The organism is Pseudoxanthomonas sp. SL93, assembly GCF_026625825.1.
In the GTDB taxonomy this organism is placed as follows: domain Bacteria; phylum Pseudomonadota; class Gammaproteobacteria; order Xanthomonadales; family Xanthomonadaceae; genus Pseudoxanthomonas_A.
The window spans coordinates 2510612-2531535 of sequence record NZ_CP113065.1 but is presented as its reverse complement, the minus strand read 5'-3'; the positions used below and the strand labels follow the sequence as shown (position 1 = coordinate 2531535).

Annotated in this window: 20 protein-coding genes and 1 riboswitch; of the genes, 5 read left to right on the top strand and 15 right to left on the bottom strand. The window is 68.4% G+C overall.

Translation table 11 applies throughout. The features are described from left to right. Window positions 1–24 precede the first annotated feature (24 nt). Genes OVA13_RS12020 through OVA13_RS12005 form a run of 4 tightly spaced genes read right to left on the bottom strand, consistent with a single transcriptional unit; the run spans window position 25 to window position 3979 of the window. Window positions 25–1998 (bottom strand): flotillin family protein, encoded by a 1974-nt coding sequence (locus tag OVA13_RS12020; RefSeq protein ID WP_267790717.1) that lies wholly within the window; start codon window positions 1996–1998, stop codon window positions 25–27. A 30-nt stretch (window positions 1999–2028) separates the two neighbouring features. Continuing rightward, window positions 2029–2664 carry a hypothetical protein gene (locus tag OVA13_RS12015; RefSeq protein WP_267790716.1) on the bottom strand — a complete coding sequence of 212 codons (636 nt, stop codon included), beginning with the start codon at window positions 2662–2664 and terminating at the stop codon, window positions 2029–2031. Window positions 2665–2675: 11 nt separating this feature from the next. Beyond that, on the bottom strand, window positions 2676–3338 hold the full coding sequence (locus OVA13_RS12010; RefSeq protein ID WP_267790715.1) for a PspA/IM30 family protein: 663 nt from the start codon (window positions 3336–3338) through the stop codon (window positions 2676–2678). Beyond that, window positions 3338–3979: a YjfI family protein gene (locus OVA13_RS12005; RefSeq protein WP_267790714.1), complete on the bottom strand. Its 642-nt coding sequence runs from the start codon at window positions 3977–3979 to the stop codon at window positions 3338–3340. Before OVA13_RS12005 ends, OVA13_RS12010 begins: the two co-directional genes overlap by 1 nt. Before the next feature lie 284 nt (window positions 3980–4263). Between OVA13_RS12005 and OVA13_RS12000 the strand changes: the two genes are divergently transcribed. After that, window positions 4264–5310, top strand: coding sequence for a glycerophosphodiester phosphodiesterase (locus OVA13_RS12000; protein WP_267793518.1), 1047 nt, complete (start codon window positions 4264–4266; stop codon window positions 5308–5310). A 6-nt stretch (window positions 5311–5316) separates the two neighbouring features. Here the strand turns inward: OVA13_RS12000 and fabB are convergent, their stop codons facing one another. Further along, the gene (fabB, locus tag OVA13_RS11995) at window positions 5317–6525 is read right to left on the bottom strand and encodes a beta-ketoacyl-ACP synthase I (RefSeq protein WP_267790713.1); all 1209 of its coding nucleotides are present in this window, start codon (window positions 6523–6525) and stop codon (window positions 5317–5319) included. Then, complete coding sequence (gene fabA / locus OVA13_RS11990) at window positions 6525–7040, bottom strand: 3-hydroxyacyl-[acyl-carrier-protein] dehydratase FabA (RefSeq protein WP_267790712.1); 516 nt, start codon at window positions 7038–7040, stop codon at window positions 6525–6527. The genes fabB and fabA overlap by 1 nt, the downstream gene beginning before the upstream one ends. Window positions 7041–7254: 214 nt before the next feature. Between fabA and dinB the strand changes: the two genes are divergently transcribed. After that, window positions 7255–8325: a DNA polymerase IV gene (gene dinB, locus OVA13_RS11985; protein ID WP_267790711.1), complete on the top strand. Its 1071-nt coding sequence runs from the start codon at window positions 7255–7257 to the stop codon at window positions 8323–8325. Between the two features lie 83 nt (window positions 8326–8408). Here dinB and btuB read toward each other — a convergent pair whose 3' ends face one another. The 3 genes from btuB to OVA13_RS11970 all read right to left on the bottom strand — a co-directional run bounded on the left by btuB (window position 8409) and on the right by OVA13_RS11970 (window position 11513). Next, window positions 8409–10298, bottom strand: coding sequence for a TonB-dependent vitamin B12 receptor (btuB, locus tag OVA13_RS11980; RefSeq protein WP_267790710.1), 1890 nt, complete (start codon window positions 10296–10298; stop codon window positions 8409–8411). 118 nt (window positions 10299–10416) lie between these two features. Next, a riboswitch (cobalamin riboswitch) is annotated at window positions 10417–10644 on the bottom strand. 12 nt (window positions 10645–10656) lie between these two features. Next, a complete protein-coding gene (locus OVA13_RS11975) occupies window positions 10657–11031 on the bottom strand; it encodes a TfoX/Sxy family protein (RefSeq protein WP_267790709.1) in 375 nt (124 codons plus the stop codon). Continuing rightward, on the bottom strand, window positions 11028–11513 hold the full coding sequence (locus OVA13_RS11970) for a free L-methionine (R)-S-oxide reductase MsrC (protein WP_267790708.1): 486 nt from the start codon (window positions 11511–11513) through the stop codon (window positions 11028–11030). The genes OVA13_RS11975 and OVA13_RS11970 overlap by 4 nt, the downstream gene beginning before the upstream one ends. Before the next feature lie 98 nt (window positions 11514–11611). Between OVA13_RS11970 and OVA13_RS11965 the strand changes: the two genes are divergently transcribed. Together OVA13_RS11965 and bioD are read left to right on the top strand one after the other, a co-directional pair. After that, window positions 11612–11866 (top strand): hypothetical protein, encoded by a 255-nt coding sequence (locus tag OVA13_RS11965; protein WP_267790707.1) that lies wholly within the window; start codon window positions 11612–11614, stop codon window positions 11864–11866. After that, the gene (gene bioD, locus OVA13_RS11960; RefSeq protein ID WP_267790706.1) at window positions 11859–12524 is read left to right on the top strand and encodes a dethiobiotin synthase; all 666 of its coding nucleotides are present in this window, start codon (window positions 11859–11861) and stop codon (window positions 12522–12524) included. The genes OVA13_RS11965 and bioD overlap by 8 nt, the downstream gene beginning before the upstream one ends. A gap of 226 nt (window positions 12525–12750) precedes the next feature. Here bioD and OVA13_RS11955 read toward each other — a convergent pair whose 3' ends face one another. The 3 genes from OVA13_RS11955 to OVA13_RS11945 form a co-directional block, all read right to left on the bottom strand. Beyond that, window positions 12751–13143, bottom strand: a complete 393-nt coding sequence (locus OVA13_RS11955) for a phasin family protein (protein WP_267790705.1) — start codon at window positions 13141–13143, stop codon at window positions 12751–12753. A gap of 225 nt (window positions 13144–13368) precedes the next feature. Beyond that, complete coding sequence (queD, locus tag OVA13_RS11950; RefSeq protein ID WP_267790704.1) at window positions 13369–13722, bottom strand: 6-carboxytetrahydropterin synthase QueD; 354 nt, start codon at window positions 13720–13722, stop codon at window positions 13369–13371. A 64-nt stretch (window positions 13723–13786) separates the two neighbouring features. Beyond that, window positions 13787–15154, bottom strand: a complete 1368-nt coding sequence (locus OVA13_RS11945; protein ID WP_267790703.1) for a DEAD/DEAH box helicase — start codon at window positions 15152–15154, stop codon at window positions 13787–13789. Window positions 15155–15555: 401 nt separating this feature from the next. Between OVA13_RS11945 and OVA13_RS11940 the strand changes: the two genes are divergently transcribed. Continuing rightward, window positions 15556–16326, top strand: a complete 771-nt coding sequence (locus tag OVA13_RS11940; protein WP_267790702.1) for a Crp/Fnr family transcriptional regulator — start codon at window positions 15556–15558, stop codon at window positions 16324–16326. A 10-nt stretch (window positions 16327–16336) separates the two neighbouring features. Here OVA13_RS11940 and OVA13_RS11935 read toward each other — a convergent pair whose 3' ends face one another. From OVA13_RS11935 to cydD, 3 genes are all read right to left on the bottom strand, one after another. Continuing rightward, window positions 16337–17440 carry a phage tail sheath family protein gene (locus OVA13_RS11935; RefSeq protein WP_267790701.1) on the bottom strand — a complete coding sequence of 368 codons (1104 nt, stop codon included), beginning with the start codon at window positions 17438–17440 and terminating at the stop codon, window positions 16337–16339. Window positions 17441–17506: 66 nt separating this feature from the next. Beyond that, entirely contained in the window at window positions 17507–19201 is a 1695-nt protein-coding gene (gene cydC / locus OVA13_RS11930; RefSeq protein WP_267790700.1) for a thiol reductant ABC exporter subunit CydC, read from the bottom strand. Continuing rightward, a complete protein-coding gene (gene cydD / locus OVA13_RS11925) occupies window positions 19198–20907 on the bottom strand; it encodes a thiol reductant ABC exporter subunit CydD (protein ID WP_267790699.1) in 1710 nt (569 codons plus the stop codon). Before cydD ends, cydC begins: the two co-directional genes overlap by 4 nt. Window positions 20908–20924 lie beyond the last annotated feature (17 nt).

Here is a 20924-nt window from a genome sequence, read left to right as displayed (position 1 = left end):
CGGCCGGGCTCAGGCGGCAGTGCGTCAGGCGTCGGTCGCCTCGGCCTGGCGGCCGGACACTGGCAGGCCAGCGCCTGCCAGTCGGCCCAGCAGCTGCGATGCGATCGGGCTTTCGCCCACGATGCCTTCCAGTGCCTTGCCCAGCGAGATGCCCTTGGTCAACGCGTTGAAGACGCCGCCATCGCCGCCGATCAGCTCGATGTTGGCGTTCTTCAATGCGCTGGCCAGCACCTCGGCGTTCTCGCGCGAGATCGCCTTGCCTGCGTCGATGGACGCCAGCAACTGACGCAGCTGGGTTTCCAGCAGCATGCGGAACTCCTCGTGGCTGCGCGCATCGGGGCTCATCTTGCCCATCGCGTCGAACTTGGAGGTCAGGCCCTCGGCTTCGGCGGACATCTTCTTGGCGATGTTGCTGGCCTCGGCGTCGCCCATGGCCTGGCTGGCGCTGGCGTTGGCCTGGCCCAGCTTCTGTGCGCCTTCGGCTTCGGCGGTCAGGCGCTCGTTAAGCACACGCGCATCCGCGTTGCCCTGCTTGTAGGTTGCGTCGGCCTTGGCTTCCAGCACGCGTGCTTCGGCCAGGCCGGTCTTCTCCATCGCCACGGCATTGGCTTCCTGCACCTGGGCGAGTGCGAGGCCGGGTGCGGCGCTTTCGGCACGCACGCCGTCCGCCATCACGCGCTTGGCTTCGGCCTGCTTGCCGGCGGCCTGCAGTTCGGCTTCGGCCAGCACGGTCAGCTCGACGGCACGGTGGCGCGCGGCCTGTTCGGCGGCTTCTGCGGCCTTGACGTCCTTGACCAGCGTTTCCTGCGCGGCAGCTTCGGCGGCCAGGATGGTCACCTGTTTCGCGCGGTCGGCTTCGGCGACCTCGCGGGTTTCCTTGATCTTCTCTTCGGCCACGGCGACTGTCTGTTCGATCTGCGTGCGCTCGCGGACGACGTTCGCCACTTCCATGCGACCCTGTTCGACCACCTTGTCGCGGTCGACTTCCTGCAGCTGTACTTCCTTGTTGGTGTTGACGCGCTCGAGCTGCTCGGCGCGTGCCACGCGCTCGAGTTCGATGGCGACGGCGCGGCGGCGGTTTTGCTCGGCCACCTCGACCTGGCGCAGCTGCTCCTGCTCGCGAATCTTGATCTGCTCCTCGGTCTCCAGGCGCGCGCGCTCGGACACCTGGCGCTGCTCCTCGATCACCTTGGCGGTCTCGGCGGCCTCGCGGGCGCGCACAGTCTCCACTTCACGCTGCTGGCGCGCCTCGGCTTCGGCCTGTTGGCGTTCGAGCGCGAGCAGTGCCTCGCGGGCTTCGGTGTTCTTCTTGGTGATCGCCAGCTTTTCGTTCTGTTCCAGTTCGTTGGTCTGCACGTTCTGGCGCGCGGTCAGCTCGGTGATCTTGCGGATGCCTTCGGCGTCGAGGATGTTGCTGGGGTCGAGCAGGTGCTTCGGCGTCTGCTCCAGGTAGTCGATGGCGACGTCTTCCAGCACGTAGCCGTTGAGGTCCTGGCCAATCACGGCGACGATCTCGTCGCGGAACTCCTGGCGCTTGTCGAAAAGTTCGGTGAAGTCGAACTTCTTGCCGACGGTCTTGAGCGCCTCGGAGAACTTGGCGTTGAACAGCTCGTCCACGGCGTGCTTGTCGGACGCGCGGTCGGCACCGATTGCCTTGGCCACGCGCAACACGTCGGCAGGAGTCTCGTTGACGCGCAGGTAGAACGCCACCGCGATATCGGCGCGCATGTTGTCCTTGCAGACCAGGCCTTCCTTGCCGCGGCGATCCACCTGCAGGGTGATCAGGCTGATCTTCATCAGCTCGGCCTTGTACAGCACAGGGATGATCAGCGCGCCGGTGAAGTGCACCTTCGGCTGCGCGCTCATGTCGTTGACGATCAGGGCCGTGCCCTGTTCGACCTTCTTGTAGAAGGCCTTGAAGATGCCGATGAAGCCGAACAGCAGCACCACCGCAACGCCGAGGATGGTGAGGACGAAGATCAGGTTGGTGGTATCCATGGCGAAACTCCTTGAGGATGTGGCGGATGCTTACTGCTGGTCGAATTCGGTCTTGGACATGACCCGGAAGGCGTTGGCGGTTTCCAGGTGCTCGATCAGGACGACCGGGTCACCGCGGTGGAATTGCTGCCCTGGCGGGGCGCGGACCTGCAGGATCAGGCCGGCACCACCATCATCGAAGTGGGCGCGCCCGCTTCGTTCGTCGACCGAGGGCGAAACGACCTGGCCGGTGCGACCCAGCACGGAAGGCGGAATGGGCGGTCGCAGCCGCGCGATCAGCATCGCAAGCGGCCTCAACGTCGCCGATGTCGCCAGTATTCCTGGCACCAGCGCTGCGACCGCGACCGCAAGGCCGGCAAATCCTCGCAAGGCGCCCGGAACCAGCGGGATGAGGTAGCGCTGGGCGAGGAAGCAGACAATCCACCCGAACAGCGCGAGTGTCGTCAGCACCAGCGTCAGCGGAACGCCGGACAGGCCAATCTTGGCGAGCATGCCGGCGACGGATGACGGTTGGATGGTGTCGCCGTCGCTGCCCAGCCATCCGTCCACGGTATCGAGCTCGAACAGGCCAGTCGCGGCCAGCAGCCAATAGATGACGCAGAGGGCGAGCAGCACGCCGTACACGACGGTCGGGAAGCTCAGGATGATGGTGAGGAACTCGTTCAAGCAACTCCCCTTCAGCGCTTACGCGCGGACGATGTGATGCGTTTGCGGGCACGGTCCAGCACAGCCTCTGCGGGATCCGCGGTGGTCTTCTTGCCCTTCTCCCGGACGGCGGCGGTCCCCCCTGTCGATGGTCCGCGGCGCTGTTTCATCCGCGCAGCAGAAGCGAATGCCGGCTCCGGATACAACGCGTCGCCGGGCTGTCGACGCGCCACCGTTGCCTGAGCCCGCTGCAGGCTGTTCGACGCACGCAGGATGTCCAACTGGTGCTTGAGGCGGCGCAGGCGGCCTTCGAGTTGTTCCACGACGTGGGCGAACTGGCGTTCCTGCATGGCGAGTTCCTGTCCCTCCGCCACGCGCTGGCTGCGCTCGGCCTGGAGATGGACGACCTCGTCCGCTGCCTTGCGCGCCTGTGTCGCGCGACCCTGGCGCAGCGCGGTCTCCACCTTGGCCTCGACCTCGCCAATGCGTGCGACCAGATTCGCCTGGTGCTGTTCGCTGGCGACACGACGTGCCTTCGCCGCCGCGTGCTCGCCGCGCGTGGCATGCAGGGCATCATCGATGGTGCGGATCTCTTCGTCGAGTAGGCGCTCTGCGCGGTCGCCCATCACGGAGCCAGCCAACCCTTCCATGCCCTCCTGGATGCGCTTGAACAGTGTCTTCAGCGTGTCGGGCATCAGGCCTTCCTCCGCGTCGCCGTGCGCAGGAACGGGCGGTAGGCTTCGGTAGCGCTGATGACATTCTCGGCCAGCGTCTCGATCTCGAACATGACGTTAGCCAGGCTGGAATGCGTGTCCAGCGCGCCGAACATCGTGTAGCCAGGGACGCCGCCGATGCGCTGCATGCCGATGGTCGACAGCGGCAGCAGCACGTGCGTGCTCAGCACATGCGCATTGAAGGCGGCCGGGTCGGCCACGTCATCCACCGGCCACAGGTACGCTTCGACCAGGATCTGCTCGCCACCCACAGCAAGGAACACCGACAGGTCCCCGTATTCGTGCATCACCAGATGGAGGCTGGGTTCCGCGCCTTCGATGGTCTCCAGGCTGATCAGGCCGTCCCGCACCGTGCTGGCCTGCTGCAGGGCGTGCCGGATGGCGGCCAGCGTCCAGCCCGCCTCCGTGGATTGCGTGGGCAGGTAAGGGATGCCCGCATCCCGAGCCGATTCCCGCATGGCCTTCTCGATGGCCGCCAGTTCCTCGGCATACTCGGGCCGGATCCACACGTCCTTCTTGACCAGTCCCTGCTCACGCATGCGCTCGCGGTAGTTGCGAACGTGCAGCGTGGATGCCTTTATGGCAGGGCGGGTGTCTGTCATGAAATAACGATATGTATTACATGTAATGTTGTCAACTGGCGGTGCGGCAGCGAAGTGCGGCATGAACCACTGCAGCGGTCCACGGGGCGCCGCTGTCGCCCGCCTGTAACAGTCGGCGCGCAGAATACGCGCTGCAACGGGGCCTCTCTCCTCCCGCGTTGCACCGAAGCCCGGCGAAGGTCGGGCTTTGTGCTGTCCGGCTCCCGTGCTTCGCATGGCATGCTTGCATGCATGAAGGATTGCCTATGCCGTTCCGTCGATTGCTCCCCTTCCTGCTGGCCCTGATGCCGGCCGCATCCGTCCACGCCGGCGAAGAGTGGGCCGATGTGCTCGTGATCGCACACCGTGGCGCCAGCGCGCAGCTGCCGGAGCACACGCTGGCGGCGTATGCGCGTGCGATGGAGGACGGTGCGGACTACATCGAGCCCGATCTGGTGGCCACGCGCGATGGCGTCCTGGTCGCACGGCACGAGAACGAGATCAGCGGAACCACCGATGTCGCGCAGCGGCCCGAGTTCGCCGCACGCAAGCGCCGGCAGGTGATCGATGGCGAGGCATTCGACGGCTGGTTCACCGAAGACTTCACCCTGGCCGAACTGAAGACGCTGCGTGCACGTGAAAGATTGCCCGCGCTGCGCGGTACGTCGCACGATGGCCGATACGACATCGCGACGCTGGATGAGGTCATCGCATTGGCGGCGGAGCATGCTGCGCGCAGTGGGCGTCGCATCGGCCTGATTCCCGAGATCAAGCATCCCAGCCACTTCCAGCGCATCGGCCTGCCGATGGAGGAGCGGCTGCTGGGGACGCTGGCGGCGCATGCGTACACGCGCGAGGCACCGGTGGTGATCCAATCGTTCGAACAGGCGAACCTGCGTGCGCTGCGCACGCGGCTGGGGCCGTCGCACGGGAACATCCGCCTGCTGCAGCTGCTGGGCCCGGCGGACACGCAACCCGGGGATGCACTGGCAGCCGGAAAGTCGACACGCTACGCGGACCTGATGACGCCCGCAGGATTGCGGGACATCGCCGGCTACGCCGAGATCATCGGGCCGTGGACACGCCTGCTGATCCCGGTGGCGGAGGACGGCACGCTTGGCGCGCCCACTGCACTGACGACGGATGCGCGCAAGGAAGGCCTGCACGTGTGGCCGTACACCTTCCGGCCGGAGAACCAGTTCCTGCCGGAGGCACTGCGCCAAGGCGACGATCCGCGCACGCGCAACGAGGCCGGATCCCTTGCCGAGATCCGCGCCTATCTCGCGCTGGGGATCGGCGGCTTCTTCACCGACGATCCGGCGCTGGGGCGTCGCGCGGTCGACGCCCGCTGACCGGCCTCACACCCGGCCGAACACCAGGCTGGCGTTGGTGCCGCCGAACCCGAAGCTGTTGGACATGACGGTGTTCAGCGTCGCCTCGCGGCTCACCTGCACGAGGGGGAAGTCCGCGGCGCCCTCGTCCAGCGTCTCGATGTTGGCCGAGCCGGCGCTGAAGCCATCGCGCATCATCAGCAGGCAGTAGATCGCCTCGTGCACGCTGGCCGCGCCCAGCGAGTGGCCGGACAGCGCCTTGGTGGACGAGATCGGCGGCAGCGCGTCGCCGAGTGCAGTGCGGATCGCGTCGAGTTCGATCACGTCGCCCAGCGGCGTCGAGGTACCGTGCGTGTTGAGGTAATCCAGCGGGGCGCTGACGCCTTCCAGTGCCATCCGCATGCAGCGCACGGCGCCTTCGCCGGAGGGCGCCACCATGTCGGCGCCATCGGACGTCACGCCGTAGCCCAGCAATTCGGCGCGGATGCGTGCACCGCGCTTCATCGCGTGGTCGTAGTCCTCCAGCACCAGCATGCCGCCGCCCCCGGCAATGACGAAGCCGTCGCGGTCCGCATCGTAGGGTCGCGAGGCGTGCGTGGGATCGTCATTGCGCTTGCTCGACAGCGCGCCCATCGCATCGAACATCATCGTCAGCGCCCAGTGCAGTTCTTCGCCGCCGCCGGCGAAGACGATGTCCTGGCGACCGGCGCGGATCAGGTCCGCCGCCGCACCAATGCAGTGTGCCGAGGTCGCGCAGGCGGCGGAGATCGAATAGCTCACGCCCTTGATCTTGAACGCGGTGGCCAGCGTCGCCGATACCGTCGAGCACATCGTGCGCGGCACCATGTACGGCCCCACCTTGCGGATGCCGCGCGCGCGCAGCAGGTCCGCGGCTTCGATCTGCCATTCCGCCGAACCGCCACCGGAACCGGCGATCAGGCCCGTGCGCGGCTGGCTGACCAGTGCATCGTCCAGGCCGGCATCGGCGATCGCATCACGCAGCGCGATGTGCGCGAACGCCGCCGCATCGCCCATGAAGCGCTTCTGCTTGCGGTCGATCTGCGCGTCAAGGTCGATCTCCGGCGCACCGCCCACCTGGCTGCGGAAGCCGAGTTCGGCGTATTGCGGGATATGGCGGATGCCCGAACGGCCTTCGCGCAACGCGGACGACACGGTATCCGCATCGTTGCCCAAACAGGAAGTGATGCCCAGGCCGGTGATGACGACGCGGCGCATCAGAAGCTCTCCGTCGAGGTGAACAGACCCACGCGCAAGTCGCGCGCGGTGTAGATCTCGCGGCCGTCGACCAGCATGCGGCCATCGGCTGCCGCCAGCACCAGCTTGCGGTTGATCACGCGGCTGATGTCGATCTCGTAGGTCACGCGCTTGGCCGTGGGCAGCACCTGGCCGGTGAACTTCACTTCGCCGGTGCCGAGCGCGCGGCCACGGCCAGGCGCGCCGATCCAGGTCAGGAAGAAGCCGGTGAGCTGCCACATCGCATCCAGCCCTAGGCACCCGGGCATCACCGGATCGCCGAGGAAGTGGCACTTGAAGAACCACAGCTCGGGGTGGATATCCAGTTCGGCGCGCACCATGCCCTTGCCGTGCGCACCACCGTCCTCGCGGATCTCGGTGATGCGGTCGAACATCAGCATCGGGTCGTTCGGCAGGCGGCCGCTGTCGGGGCCGAAGAGTTCACCGCGCGCGCTGGCGAGCAGCTGTTCGCGCGAGAAGGAAGCAGGGGCGTTCATTGCGTGGTCCGTTATGCGAAGCCGCAAATAATGCACACATGTGCATACGCTTGTCTTGACGCAGGGCAACCGGGTTTTTCCATACGCCGGCGTACCATTCGCGCGACGTAATTGCGGCAAGGGTTTCGCGCTTTCTGCCCGCGACTCCACACGCGTGCGTATCGTGCGCGCATGCATCCATGCGATCGCGTACGGCGGCCGATATCATCACGTGATGCGCAAGATCATCCACATCGACATGGACGCGTTCTACGCCTCTGTGGAACAGCGCGACGATCCGTCGCTGCGTGGCCGCCCCGTGGTGGTGGCGTGGCGCGGCGAGCGGTCGGTGGTGTGCGCGGCATCGTATGAGGCACGCGTGTTCGGCGTGCGCTCGGCGATGCCGGCCGTGCGCGCGGAGCGGTTGTGCCCGCAGGCGGTGTTCGTGCCGCCGGATTTCGTCCGCTACAAGGCGGTGTCGCGGCAGGTGCGCGAGATCTTCCTGCGCCACACCGATCTGGTTGAACCGCTCTCGCTTGACGAGGCCTATCTCGACGTCACCGCGCCGAAGTCAAACCTGCCCACCGCGACGGCCGTCGCCGAAACCATCCGCGCGCAGATCCGGGAGGAAACCGCGCTGACCGCATCGGCCGGGGTGGCGCCCAACAAGTTCCTCGCGAAGATCGCGTCGGACTGGCGCAAGCCTGATGGCCAGTTCGTCCTGCGTCCGCACCAGGTGGAGGCGTTCCTGACGCCGCTGCCAGTGGAGCGCATCCCCGGCGTGGGCAAGGTGATGCAGGGGAAGTTGAACGCGGCGGGCATCCACACGGTAGGCGACCTGCGCACCTTCGCGCAGCACGATCTCGAGCAGCGCTTCGGCAGCTTCGGCGGCAGCCTGTACCGGCGCGCGCGCGGCATCGACGAACGTCCGGTGCAACCGGACCAGCCGGTGCAGTCGATCTCGTCGGAGGACACCTTCGCCACCGACATCCCGCTGGCCGAACTCGAGGCGCCCATCCGCCAGCTGGCCGGCAAGACGTGGGAGGCCACGCGCAAGACGGATCGCGTCGGCCGCACCGTGGTGCTGAAACTGAAGACGGCGCAGTTCCGCATCCTCACCCGCAGCTTCACGCCGGAGGCGCCGCCGGCATCGGCACACGAATTCATCGACATCGCGCTGGCCCTGCGCGACCGTGTGGCGTTGCCGGCGTCCACGCTGTACCGGCTGGTGGGCGTGGGCCTGTCGGGATTCCGTGAGCGCGATGAAGCCGCACAGCCGGGATTGTTCGACGTTCCCGGGGAGTGAGGGGCCGCGCAATCCCGGCAAGCCTGAAAAAGAAAGCCCGGCGTTGCCGGGCTTTCTTTTTCACGCTGGCAACCGCCGCGCCATCAGTCCGACGCAGGCTGATAACGCAGGCTGATGCCGTACTCGCGACCCGGCTGGTTGTACCAGGCGATGGTTTCGTAATCGCGGTCGAACACGTTGGTGGCGCGCGCCTGCACGCTCCAGTCGGCGCTGATGGCGTACTCCAGGCGCAGGTCCACGGTGCCATACCCCGCCACGCGCACGTTGTTGGCGGCGTCGTCGTAGCGCGCGCTGGCGCCGTTGACCGTGGTGCCGAACCGGAACGCGCCAAAGCGGCGATCCACGTCGATGCGACCCGTCCGCGGCGCGCGGCGCGGCAACAGGTTGTCGTAGTTGGGATTCGAAGCGCCTTCGGCCGTGGTATCGGCGCGGGCGCGCGGATCGGCATAGCTGAGCTGCGTGGCGATGTCCCAACCCGCCAGCGTGGTGGCGAAGGTGAACTCCGCGCCACGGATGCGCGCCTCATCCACCTGCACCAGGTTGAAGAAGCTGTCGTAGCCGGTGAGGGCGTCGATGCGGGTTTCGTACACGTTGAAGGTCCAGCTGAAGGCATCCGCGTACTGGCCGATGCCCACGTTGAGGCTTTCGGATTCCTCCGGCTCGAGATCAGGATTGCCACCGAACGGGTAGTACAGGTCGTTGAACGTGGGCGCCTTGAAGCCGGTGCCGTAACTGGCGTTGAGCCTGAAATCGCCGCCCAGCGCCATTCCCCAGCCAACGCTGCCGGTCGTGTGGTTGCCGAACTGCTCGTTGTCGTCGTTGCGGACGCTGGCCTGCAGCTGGTGCGCGCCGAACTGGCCCTGGTATTCCACAAACACGCCGGTGTTGTCGCGGCTGTCGACGGTGAACGCCGTGGTGCTGGTCACCTCGTCCCGCTGCCAGTCGCCGCCTGCACTCAGCAGCTGGCCTTCGGCAAGGGTGAAGTCCGCCTGCAACGACGCGGTGTCGCGGCGCGTGTCGAAGGTGTTGACGTAGGTGCGCACGCCGGCATCACGGAAGTAGGCGTCGGACTGGTCCGCCGCGCGGCCCGCCTGCGCGGTCAGTTTCAGGCGATCGCCCGGCGTCCACGTCAGCTTGCTGCCGACGACGCGTTGCGTGGTTTCGGTCTCGTTGCCGCCGAAGATGCTGCCGTCGTATTCGTTGTCGCCGTCGGCATTGAGGAAGTGCCCTTCCAGCGTCAGCGTGTCGGCCAGCTCAAGGCCGCCGCGCAGCGACAGCGAGACGTTGCGGTAACCATCGGCATCGGGTTCGTCGGCGAAGCAACCCTGGAAGGTGACGGCGGAGCCGCGGCAGGCATTGATGCCGTCGGTCTCCTGGTACGCGCCATCGGCGCTGATCCAGCCGCGCTCCGTGTGCTGGCTGAAGCCCGCACTGGCTTCGCGCAGGCCGTGGCTGCCGGCGCCGACGCGCAGGCGCGGGCTGAAACCCATGCCGCCGGTACGGGTGAAGATCTGGATCACGCCGCCGATGGCTTCGGAACCGTACAGGCTGGAGCGCGGGCCGCGGATGATCTCGATGCGATCGATCTGGTCGACGGGCAGGTCCTGGAACGACGCCAGGCCGGCGCTCGCCGAGCCGATGCGGATGCCGTCCACCAGCACCAGCACGTGGTCCGATTCGGCCCCGCGCAGGAACAGCGTGGTCAGCTTGCCCATGCCGCCCTGGTTGGTCAGGTTGATGCCTGCGCGCCCCTTCAGCAGTTCGGGGAGCGAACGCGCCTGCGAGCGCTCGATCTCCTCGCGGTTGATCACCTGGGCAGGCACCAGGCTGTCCTGCACCGACACCTCGGTGCGCGTGCCGGACACGACGACTTCGTCGAGCTCGGTGGTGGCGTCCTGCGCCAGCCCGGAGAAGGGAAGGGCCAGCGCGACGGCCATCGCCAGTCGGTGGGAAGTGGGAAAACGCTTGTGCATCGGAAACAACTCCATCGCGCGCCCCGCGCGCATTCATCGGGGTGGAGTTGCAGCACGAAGGGAAACGTTGCGGACAGCGCAGGCAAGCGGCGCGGCACGCCGCGACGCCCTCCGCATCGCAACCAGTGGACTCCCAGGCCGGTCTCCGGGCTTGCGAACGAGTGCAGGGCACTCCGCCGTGGCGCCTTCCCATGCGTGTTGGACGCACAGTGGCCGATGCCGTGGCTGTCTTCGCTTACCGTTGCGGGGGCAGCGCCGGAATGGTGCCGCTGTGGCGGGCACGTCACCGGCTTCCCGTTTCAACCTCCGGCCGTGGCCGCAGGTCACCTTGAAGCGCGGCGAGTATACGCGATGGGGCTCAGTCGTCGTCGCCACCGCGTGCATCGAACAGGTTCAGCGACGGGCCGCTGTCCTCTTCGCGCTCGGTGTGGGTGGTGGTGACGGGGCCCGCGGCGGGGCGGCCGCGTGGCGGCGGCAACAGCGCGGCAGCGGCGTCGTAGGCGGTGATCAGTTCACCGCGGCGGTCTTCCGGCAACTGCTGCCAGTGGCAATCCAGCAGCGCGCCTTCCAGGGCGTACAGCAGGTTGAGGCTGGGCCGGAAGCCGGCACGCTTGACCCGGATGAAGGCTTCCACCGACCCGACCGAGGCCAGGTCTTCCTGCGTGCGCAACCCGACCTGGCGCAGCCAGGCGGCGGACTTGGGGCCGATGTTGCGCATCTTGGCGGCTGTCATTCCAGGGACTCCACGAAGAGGCGCGCGATGGTTTCCATGCCCTGCTGGTCGTCCGCATCGAAGCGGGCCACGCGCGGGCTGTCGAGGTCCAGCACGCCGATCAGCGTGTCGCCCCGGACGAGCGGCACCACGAGTTCGGAACGCGAGGCCGCATCGCAGGCGATGTGGCCCGGGAAGGCTTCCACATCGTCCACGCGCTGGGTCTGGCGGGTGCGTGCGGCGGCTCCGCAGACCCCCTTGTCCAACGGGATCCGCACGCAGGCTGGTAATCCCTGAAACGGACCTACGACCAATTCCCGGCCATCGAAGAAATAGAAGCCGGCCCAGTTGAAGTCGGGCAGCGAGTGGTAGAGCAGGGCAGCCAGGTTGGCGGCATTGGCGATGCGGTCGCTTTCGCCATGCAGCAGTGCGCGGGCCTGGGCGGCCAGCTGTGCGTATTGTTCCGGCTTGCTGCCGGACAGGGTCTGTGTGGTGAATGACATGCCCCGGATTCTACTCCCGCGCCGCTTTAGCCGTCGGCAGGATGGCTGGAACGCTTCGGCCCGATATGATGCCGCCCAACCGGTACGGGCAGGGCAACATGACGATCACGACGCAGACGGACGACGACAGCGGCAACGCGTGCGGGCATGGCAACCCGCAGCTTGCGTCCTTCATCGATGCCGTCGTCGCGTTCGCCGCCAGCCTGTGGATGATTGCCGCCGATCGAATCCCCGGCAGCGTGGCCGCGTTGCTGCAGGCGTTGAACGCCGCCGGTTTCGCGAGGCTGGCGATGTTCCGGTACTCGCACCTGCGCTGGGCCGGGCGTCGTGGTCGGGAGGCGTCGCATGGATAGGGTCTTCGTCACCGGGACCGATACCGGTGCAGGCAAGACGGTCGCCAGCTGTGCCTTGCTGCATGCATGGCGGGCGCGTGGGTTGCGTGCGGTAGGCATGAAACCGGTGGCAAGCGGCTGCGTGCTGACCGGCGACGGGTGGCGCAACGACGACGCACTGGCACTGCAGGCCGCCAGCCAGCCGGTGCCGGCCTATGCCGACCTCAATCCGTTCGCCCTGCCGGCCCCCCTGGCGCCCGAGATCGCCGCACGGGAGGCGGGCGTGGACGTGCAACTGGCGCCGTTGCAGGTGGCGTTCGAGCGGCTGCGCGGCAGTGCCGATCTCGTGCTGGTCGAGGGCGTGGGCGGCTGGGCGGCGCCGTTGACCGCCACGCTGGACCAGCGCCATCTGGTCGAGGCGCTGGACCTGCCGGTGGTGCTGGTGGTCGGCATGCGGCTGGGCTGCATCAACCATGCGCGGCTCAGCGCGCGCGCCATCCAGGCCGACGGCGCGAGGCTGGTGGGCTGGATCGCCAACGAAGTCGACCCGCAGATGGAGCGCCGCGACGAGAACTTCGCGCTGTTGTCCGCGCGCATGCCGGTGGCGTGCTGGGGCAGGCTGCCGCATGCGCCGGAGGCGGGCGCGGTGGATCTGGCGACGTATCTGTCGCCGCCGTAGGGCGCGCGTGCGTTCTTGGCGGCGCGGAGTGTCTGTCGCGGCTGCTCGGAAGCGGTGCCGTTCACCTGATGGACGCGTTGCGACGCGTTCGATGTTCCCACCGCTGACGATTCCAGTGGGCGCGGCGCGGCGCGGCAATAAAAAACCCGGCAGCGTGGAGGTGCTGCCGGGTCGGGCTGCGCGGAGGGAGGGGGAGCCGCGCAATAAGCGTTGGAGCAGGGCGGGATTACTTGCCCTTGGCGGCCTTGGTCGCCTTGGCCACGGAGGCCTGGACGTTGTCGGTCGCGCTTTCGAACTGCGTCTTCACCAGCTGGCCGAACGCCTCACCGGTCTTCAGGCTCAGGCCGAACACTTCCTGGCTGGCGGCGACGACGCGCTCGGCGTTGTCCTTGGCCACCTGCAGGCCCTTCGGCCACAGGTTCTTGTAACCGTCCAGGTCGCGGGTCTCGGCCAGCTCGCCGAAGAAGGCGGTGGTGGCGTCGATGTTCTTCTCGAAGGTCTTCAGCTGCACGCCGAACACGGTCTCGGCGCTTTCCAGGGCCAGGCGGTTGGCGCGCGAGGCAGCGGCGGCGAACTGGTGCGTGAACTGGCTGAAGCTTTCGTTGAATTGGGTGGTCATGGCGTACTCCTGAGGGGATTTCCCATTTGTTGCGACGCAGCATACCCCTGAAAATGTTGCAGTGCAATAACAGCCGTATGGTTTGCCGACGAACGGTCAGGGTTCGTTTAAAATCAAACGCTTGTATGGGTCCCGCTGCGGCGCTGTGGGAGCGACGTCAGTCGCGATCGACCGCCGCGATGGCGTCATCGCGACTGACGTCGCTCCCACACAGCCCCGTGATGGTCAGCCCCGGTAACGGCTGCCTGCCGTGCAGGTCTCGTGCACCACGACTTCGCTCAGCAGCGGCAGCACGGGCTTGGCCTGTTCCCAGATCCAGGCGGCGATGCGCTCGCTGGTCGGGTTTTCCAGGCCGGGGATGTCGTTGAGGTAGTGATGGTCCAGCCGGTCGTAGATCGGCTTGAAGGCGGCCTTGACGTCGGCGAAGTCCATCACCCAGCCCGTATGCGGGTCGAGTTCACCGCTCAGGTGCAGTTCGATGCGGAACGAATGCCCGTGCAGGCGCGCGCACTTGTGCCCTTCGGGCACGTTGGGCAGCCGGTGGGCGGCTTCCAGGGTGAAGACCTTGAAGATATCCATGGGGGGATTCTAGAGGGCGTGGAAACAAACGTGCGGCGCCGGTGACGGCGCCGCACGGATCAGCTCAGCGGGCAGGACGCGCCTGGCCCTGGCGGGCGCCGGCAGGGCGACGGTCGCCTTCGCGGCGCGGGCCACTGCCGTGCTTCTTCGGGCCGGCATGGGCATGGCGCGGGGCCTCACTGTGCGGGCGTCGGGCATGCTTCTGCGCGGACGTGCGGCGCGGGGCATGGTCGCCGCCGGGTTGCTCGGCCTTGCCCGGTGCGCTGTTGCCCCAGCGGATCGGCGTCTGCGGCTCGAAGCCCGGCACGTCACGAAGGTCCACGTCGCGGCCCAGCATGCGCACGATGGCGCGCAGGTACTTGGCTTCGTCCTGGGCGACCAGCGAGATCGCTTCGCCCGTCGAACCATTGCGGCCGGTACGGCCGATGCGGTGCACGTAGTCCTCGGCCACCATCGGCAGGTCGAAGTTGATCACCTGCGGCAGCTGGTCGATGTCGATGCCGCGCGCGGCGATGTCGGTGGCCACCAGCACGTTGATGCGGCCGGCCTTGAAGTCGTTGAGCGCGCGCTGGCGGGCGCCCTGCGACTTGTTGCCGTGGATCGCCGCGGTCTTGATGCCGCTCTTGTCCAGGAACATCGCCAGCTTGTCGCTGCCGTGCTTGGTGCGGGCGAACACCAGCGTCTGCAGGCGGCTGTCCTTGGCCAGCAGGTGCAGCAGCAGGTCGCGCTTGCGGCTGCCGTCGACCGGGTGGACGCGGTGGGTGATGGTCTCGGCCACGGTGTTCTTCGGCGTGACCTGGATCTGCTTGGGATCACGCATGAACTCCATGGCCAGTTCGCGGATCGGCTCGGCGAACGTGGCGGAGAACAGCATGGTCTGGCGGTTCTGCTTGGGCAGCTTGGCCAGGATGCGCTTGATGGACGGCAGGAAGCCCATGTCCAGCATGCGGTCGGCTTCGTCCAGCACCAGCATCTCGATGCCGGACAGGTCGATGCTGCGGCGTTCGATATGGTCGATCAGCCGGCCCGGGCAGGCGATCACCATGTCCACGCCACGGCGGAGCGCATCCAGCTGGTTGCCCATGCCGACGCCGCCGTAGATGGTGGTGCTGGGAATGCGCAGGTACTTGCCGTAGCCACGCAGGCTGTCGTGCACCTGCACGGCCAGTTCGCGGGTGGGGGTCAGCACCAGCGCGCGCGGCTTGCGCGGGCCGCGGGCGGCGACTTCCTGCGGGGTGGTGGCCAGGTACTGGATCAGCGGCAGGCCGAACGCGGCCGTCTTGCCGGTGCCGGTCTGGGCGCCGGCCAGCAGGTCGTGGCCTGCCAGGGCCAGCGGAATGGCCTGTTCCTGGATGGGGGTGGGCTGGGTGTAGCCCTGTTCGTCCAGCGCACGCAGGAGGGCAGGCGCCAGGCCAAGGTTTTCAAACGTCATTGTTGAAGCTCCAAAGTCGGCCGGCCGGACACACGCGCGACGCCGGCACAGGAACTGTGCGGCAGCGTTCGACACGCGGAATGCGGAATGACCGTGACTCGAAGCGTTCCCTGAAACCGCGCTGCGAGAAGGGGTGCGGAGTCGCCAAAACGGCGGATCCGGGCTTGCGCAACGAAAGAAGTCGGAGCGGGCGGGCGCGGGAGGTCGATTGGACATCCCGGCGCCGGCGGACCATGGGGAAACGAACGGCCGCTGGCAAGCGGCGCGCACTGTAACCGATCCGCCGCCTGAATGGGGGAAATTCCTTGGCGCCCGGACCGACGGTTCAGGTCGATGCCGGCGATGGGGGTGGAGACGCGGGCGTATGATGCCCGCTGAATGCGATCCTTCCCGCGCCCCTCATGAGCTTCCGCATCCTCCGCCAGAACGGCGTGCCGGTGCCTGCGGAGGCGTTGGCTGACCCCCCCGCCTGCCAGGCCAATGCGCGCGGCTGCACCGGCTGCCTGGTCCGCCATCTGGCCGTCTGCGCGGCCCTGCCCCTGGAAAACGCACGCGAACTGGAAGCCCTGGCAGACGACATGCGGCTGCGCGCCGGTGAGTTGCTGGTGCGCGAGGGCGAGGCCCGGCGCGGCGTTTTCACGGTCACGAGGGGTGCGCTGCGCCGCATGCGCCTGCTGCCGGATGGCCGCCGCCTGGTGGCGGGGTTCCTGATGCCGGGCGACTTCATCGGCTTCAGCGGCGCCTCGCACTACCGCCACAGCATCGAAGCCATCATCGACAGCACGGTCTGCGCGTTCTCGATGTCCGACATGCGCACGCTGTGCAGCGACCATCCGCAGCTGGAGCGCGAACTGCTGGAACGCGCCTGCGTGGAGCTGGATGCCACCCGCGGCAACCTGATGTCGCTTGCGCGGCTCAATCCCATGGAGCGGCTGGCGGGTTTCCTGGTGGACATGGCGATGCGCCGCCGACGCCAGGGGCAGGACGACAGCGAGGTGATCCTGCCGATGACCCGCACCGACATCGCCGACTACCTGGGGCTGACCGTGGAAACCGTCAGCCGCAGCTTCACCCGCCTGCGCCAGGAAGGCAGCATCGCCACCGATGATCCCCACCACGTGCGCCTGCTCGACCGCGCACGCCTCGACGCGCTGGCGGAAGCGCGCGCGTAAGCCGAATCACTCAGGTGGCGTCCGCGGCCTGCAGCGTGATGCGCAGCATCACGAATTCGCTGGGCTTGAGCGGGGCGAATCCGACCAGCAGATGGACCCGGCCGTGGGCGATGTCGTCGGCGGTCAGGGTATCGCTGCCACAGCGGACCACGTAGGCGTCGCGCGGCCGGGTACCGCGGAATGCGCCCTCCAGGAACAGCCCCTGCAGCACGCGCTCCGCGTGCGACGCGACCCGTGCCCACAGGGCCGGCGTGTTGGATTCGAACGCCACCCACGCCAGGTCATGCCGCAGCGTCAGCTGCAGGTGCGAGGCCAGGCGGCGCACGGAAACGTACTTGAATGCCGACGCGTTGCCGTCCTGGCCCGCCAGCGTGCGTGCACTCCACGCGATCACGCTGCTGCGGCCCCAGCGGATCGCATTGACCGCCCGCGGGTTGAGGCGGGTGATCTCCTGGTCGGACAGCATCACCTGCACGCCCAGTACGCCGCGCAGGTCCGCGTCGGTGCCCGCCGGCGCCTTCCACGGGCCATGCGCGGCATCGTTGCGCGTGTACAGCCCGGCAAGGGCGCCGCATGGCGGACAGGCGCCGCGCGCGTCGCGCAGCCAGGGGTGGTAGAGCGCGGAGTGCGAGGCGTCTTCGCCGGCCAGCGCATCGGCATGGGCGAGCACGGCATCGTGGCTGGCGTCACGCGGCGCGTCGATCAGCAGGAACGCGTCGCGCGCGGCGCACCATTGCTGCAGGGCCTTCAGTGCAGGCAGGTCGGCCAGGCCCGGTGCGCAGAGCAGGGTGAAGCTCGCCGTCTCCAGTGCGCCTCCGGCCGCGAGCGCGGATGCGATGGCCGCGGCAACGCCGTCTTCGTCCTTCGCCAGCCGCAGTACGTGGGCCGTGTGCCCGCCGTTGGCGAAGAAATGCCGGAGGGCGCGCCCGACCAGGTGTGTGTCGGGGCTGCCCCACTGCGCGGCATAGTCCGCCATGCCGGCGACCCGCACGATGTGCGTTTCATCATCCTGCAGGGTGTCGCAGACGAACAACGTCGCGGGCGCGGCCGACGGCATGCCCGGCCGGCGCCCGGCCTCATCGATATACACCCCGGGGGCCTGGTAGGTCGGCATGCGCCACATGCTCCGAGCGATTGCCCTTGATCACGCATAAAGCGGTCCAAGGGTGCCACTGTCCGCTCATTCCGCGGGTGCTTGGATCCGCTGCAGCGTGCCGTCGCGCAGCCGGTAGCGCGCATGCACGACGCCGTCCGGCAGGGTGTCGTGGCTGATGATCAGTACGCTGCGGCCTTCGCAGGCCGTGGCCATGTCCTGCATCAGCGCGTCCGCGGTGTCGTGGTCCAGTCCCTCGGTGGGTTCATCCAGCAACAGCAGCGGCGCGTCCCGCAGCAGCGCGCGCGCCAGCGCCAGTCGCCGCGACTGTCCGGCCGACAGCGTGGCCCCGCTCTCGCCGACCCATGTGTCCAGCCCCAGGTCCGTCTCGCGGAACCGCGTGTCCAGGCGTACCTGTTCCAATACCTGCCAGAGGCGTGCATCGGGGGCCTGCGGGTCGCCCAGTTGCAGGTTCTCGCGCACGCTGCCGGAAAACACCGGCGCGTCCTGCGGCAGCCAGGTGATGCGGGCGTGCCACTGCGCGGCATCGAGCGTGCGCAGGTCGTCACCATCGAACCGCACGCTGCCCGCCTGCGGGTCGCACAGGCGCAGCACCAGCGCCAGCAGCGAGGACTTGCCTTCGCCACTGTCGCCGTAGATGACGACGCGCTCGCCCGCACCGACCCGCAACTGCGCGCCTTCCAGCACCTGCCGCGTGCTGCCTGGCCAGTGGAAGGACACGTCGCGCAACTCCAGTTCGCCGTGCCGCGAGGGTGCCGCCCCGCCCGTGGCCTCGGTGCTGTCGTCCCCCGGCTGCGTGATGTCCTCCAGTCGCCGCGCCGACGCGGTCGTGGCCCGCCAGGACTGCCATGCCAGTGCGATGCCCGCGGCCGCTTCCAGCACGGCCAGGCTCATGAAGAACAGGCCGCCCGCCGTGGCGGCAGCGATGCGTCCCTCATGCGCGGCGGACAGCAACAGCCACAGCATCGCCGGCAATGCGAGTGCAGTGACGCCGGCATGCGCCGCGTTGCCGGCGGCGAGCCGCCGCTTGCGGCGGTCCTCCCACGTGGCGACGGCACGACTGCGTGCATCCAGGGCCTGCAGCCACGCGGCGGTGGCGTCCATCGCGGCCAGGTCGGTGGCGCCCTCGATGCCTTCCTGCACGGCGGCACGCAGGTCCGACCGTGCCGTGGCGCGATCCTCTTCCAGCGTCGCGACACCGCGCGAGGTGATCCACGGGATGGCGCCGCCCAGCAGGAACAGCACGCCAAGCAGCAGCACGCCGGCCGACGGCAGCAGTGAAAGCGCGACGCCCACGGCCACCAGCGCCAGCATCAGCAAAGCCAGCAGCGGACCGATGGCGCGCACCAGCAGGCCGTCGACGGCCTCGATGTCCGCCACCAGCCGTGCCATGAGATCGCCGATGCGGAGGCGCCCCAGGCCCAGCGGTGCCCGTGGCAGGGCACGGCGGAAGAACCACACGCGCAGGTCGCGCGCCACGCGCAGGGTGGCGTCGTGGCCCAGCAGCTTTTCGGCGTAGCGCGACAGGATGCGCACGAACGTCAAAGCACGGATGCCCGCCGATGGCCCGAAGAAGTTGAACCCCATCGCCCCCGCGCCCGCCAGCGAGGCGGCGGTGAGGAAGTGGCCTGACAGGCCCAGCAGGCCCGTGCCGGCCAGCAGCGTCAACAGCAGCAGTGCCACCGTCAGCACGATCAGGCGCCGATGCCGCTGGAACACGCAACGGAGCGAGGCGCCGCTCAGGTCGTCGGGAAGGCTCATGCCGCGTCCTCCGCGCGCAGGCGCCCATCCCGCAGCCGGTACACCTGCTGCATCGACGCCATCGCCGTACGACCGTGCGTGGCCATCAGCAAGGCGCGGCCCTGTGCGAACGCGATGATCGCGCGCAGCACCGCCGCTTCGGTGTCGGCGTCGAGGAAGGCGGTGGGTTCGTCAAGCAGCAGCACGTCCGGGTCGCGCAGGAACACGCGCGCCAACGCGATGCGGCGCGCCTCGCCTCCCGACAGGCCGAAACCCCGCTCACCGATCACCGTGTCCAGTCCCTCCGGCAGGCGATCGGCAAAGCGCAGCACCTGCGCCGCCTCGGCGGCGCGACGGAGGTCGAGGTCGCTCGCGTCCGGCCGCGCCAGGCGCAGGTTGTCGGCCAGGCTGCCGGCAAACAGGAAAGGCCGTTGCGGCGCGTAACCAATGCGCAGGCCGTGCGCGCGCTCGATGGTGCCGTCCTTGATCGGCAGCCAGCCCGCCAGTGCTTCCAGCAGCGTGCTCTTGCCGCCGCCGCTGGGGCCGGCGAGGGCGATGTGGTCGCCGCGGCGTAGTGTCAGGTCCAATGCCTGGATCACCGGCGGCATCGCCGCGGCGTGTCGCACGCGCAGGCCACGGACCGAGATGAGCGGCGCGCCGATGTCGTCCGTGGTGCTGCCCACGACAAGGGTCGCGGTCGTGGACGCATCGCCAGGCACGGTCTCGTCCAGATCGCCCAGCACCGCCGTGATCTCGTCCACCGCCGCCAGTGCGGCTGCGCGGTCGTGGTAGTGCGTCGCCAGCCGGCGCAACGGCGCATGGAATTCAGGCGCCAGCAGCAGGCAGAACACGCCTGCGCCCAACGTCAGCGGCGACGCGCGCAGGTCGAGCATGCCCAGATAGGTGAGCCCCAGGTACAACGCGACCATCGCCACGCTGAGCGACGCGAAGAACTCCAGCACCGCCGATGACAGGAAGGCGATGCGCAGCACCTTCAGGCTGCGTACGCGCAGGCCTTCGGCCGCGGCTTCGATGCCGCACAGTTCGTTCTCGCCCTGGCCATACAGGCGAATGAGCCCGAGCCCGCGCAGGCGGTCGGCGAAATGCCCGCCCATCCGCGACAGCGCCTGCAACTGCTGGCGACTGGCCGCTTCCGCGCCGTACCCCACCAGCATCATGAACACCGGCGCTAGGGGCAGTGTCAGCAGCAGGATGGCGCCCACCGTGCGGTCCACCGAGAACGCCGCCACCAGGATCGCCAGCGGCACCCACACCACTTCGGCGCGTACGGGGAGGAAGCCGCCGAAGTAGCCTTCCAGCGCGTCGACGTGGGTGCCCATGCGCTCGGCCAGCGCGCCGCTCTGCTGCGAACGCACCCAGTAGGGCCCACGCGCGACCAGCCGCCGCGCGATGCGCGCGCGAAGATCCACGCGGATGCGTTCCACCGCCCGGTCGGCCAGCCGCCGACCCGCCCAGCCCAGTCCGGCGCGGAGCAGCAGGATGGCTAGCAGCCCCCACAGCGACATCGCGACATGGCCAGGCGCCACGCCGTCGATGAAGACCTGCTGCACGGCCGAGGCGATGAGGGCGGCCTGCGGTATCAGCAGTACGCCGGACAGCACGGCCAGTGCGCTGGCCGCGCGCAGGCGGCCGCGTGCGGCGTGCCCAAGCCCCGCCAGTTGCCCGGCGGCCGTGCGCGCTCCGTTGGAACCAGGTGCGGCGCTCATGGGGTTGCCGCCGGGGA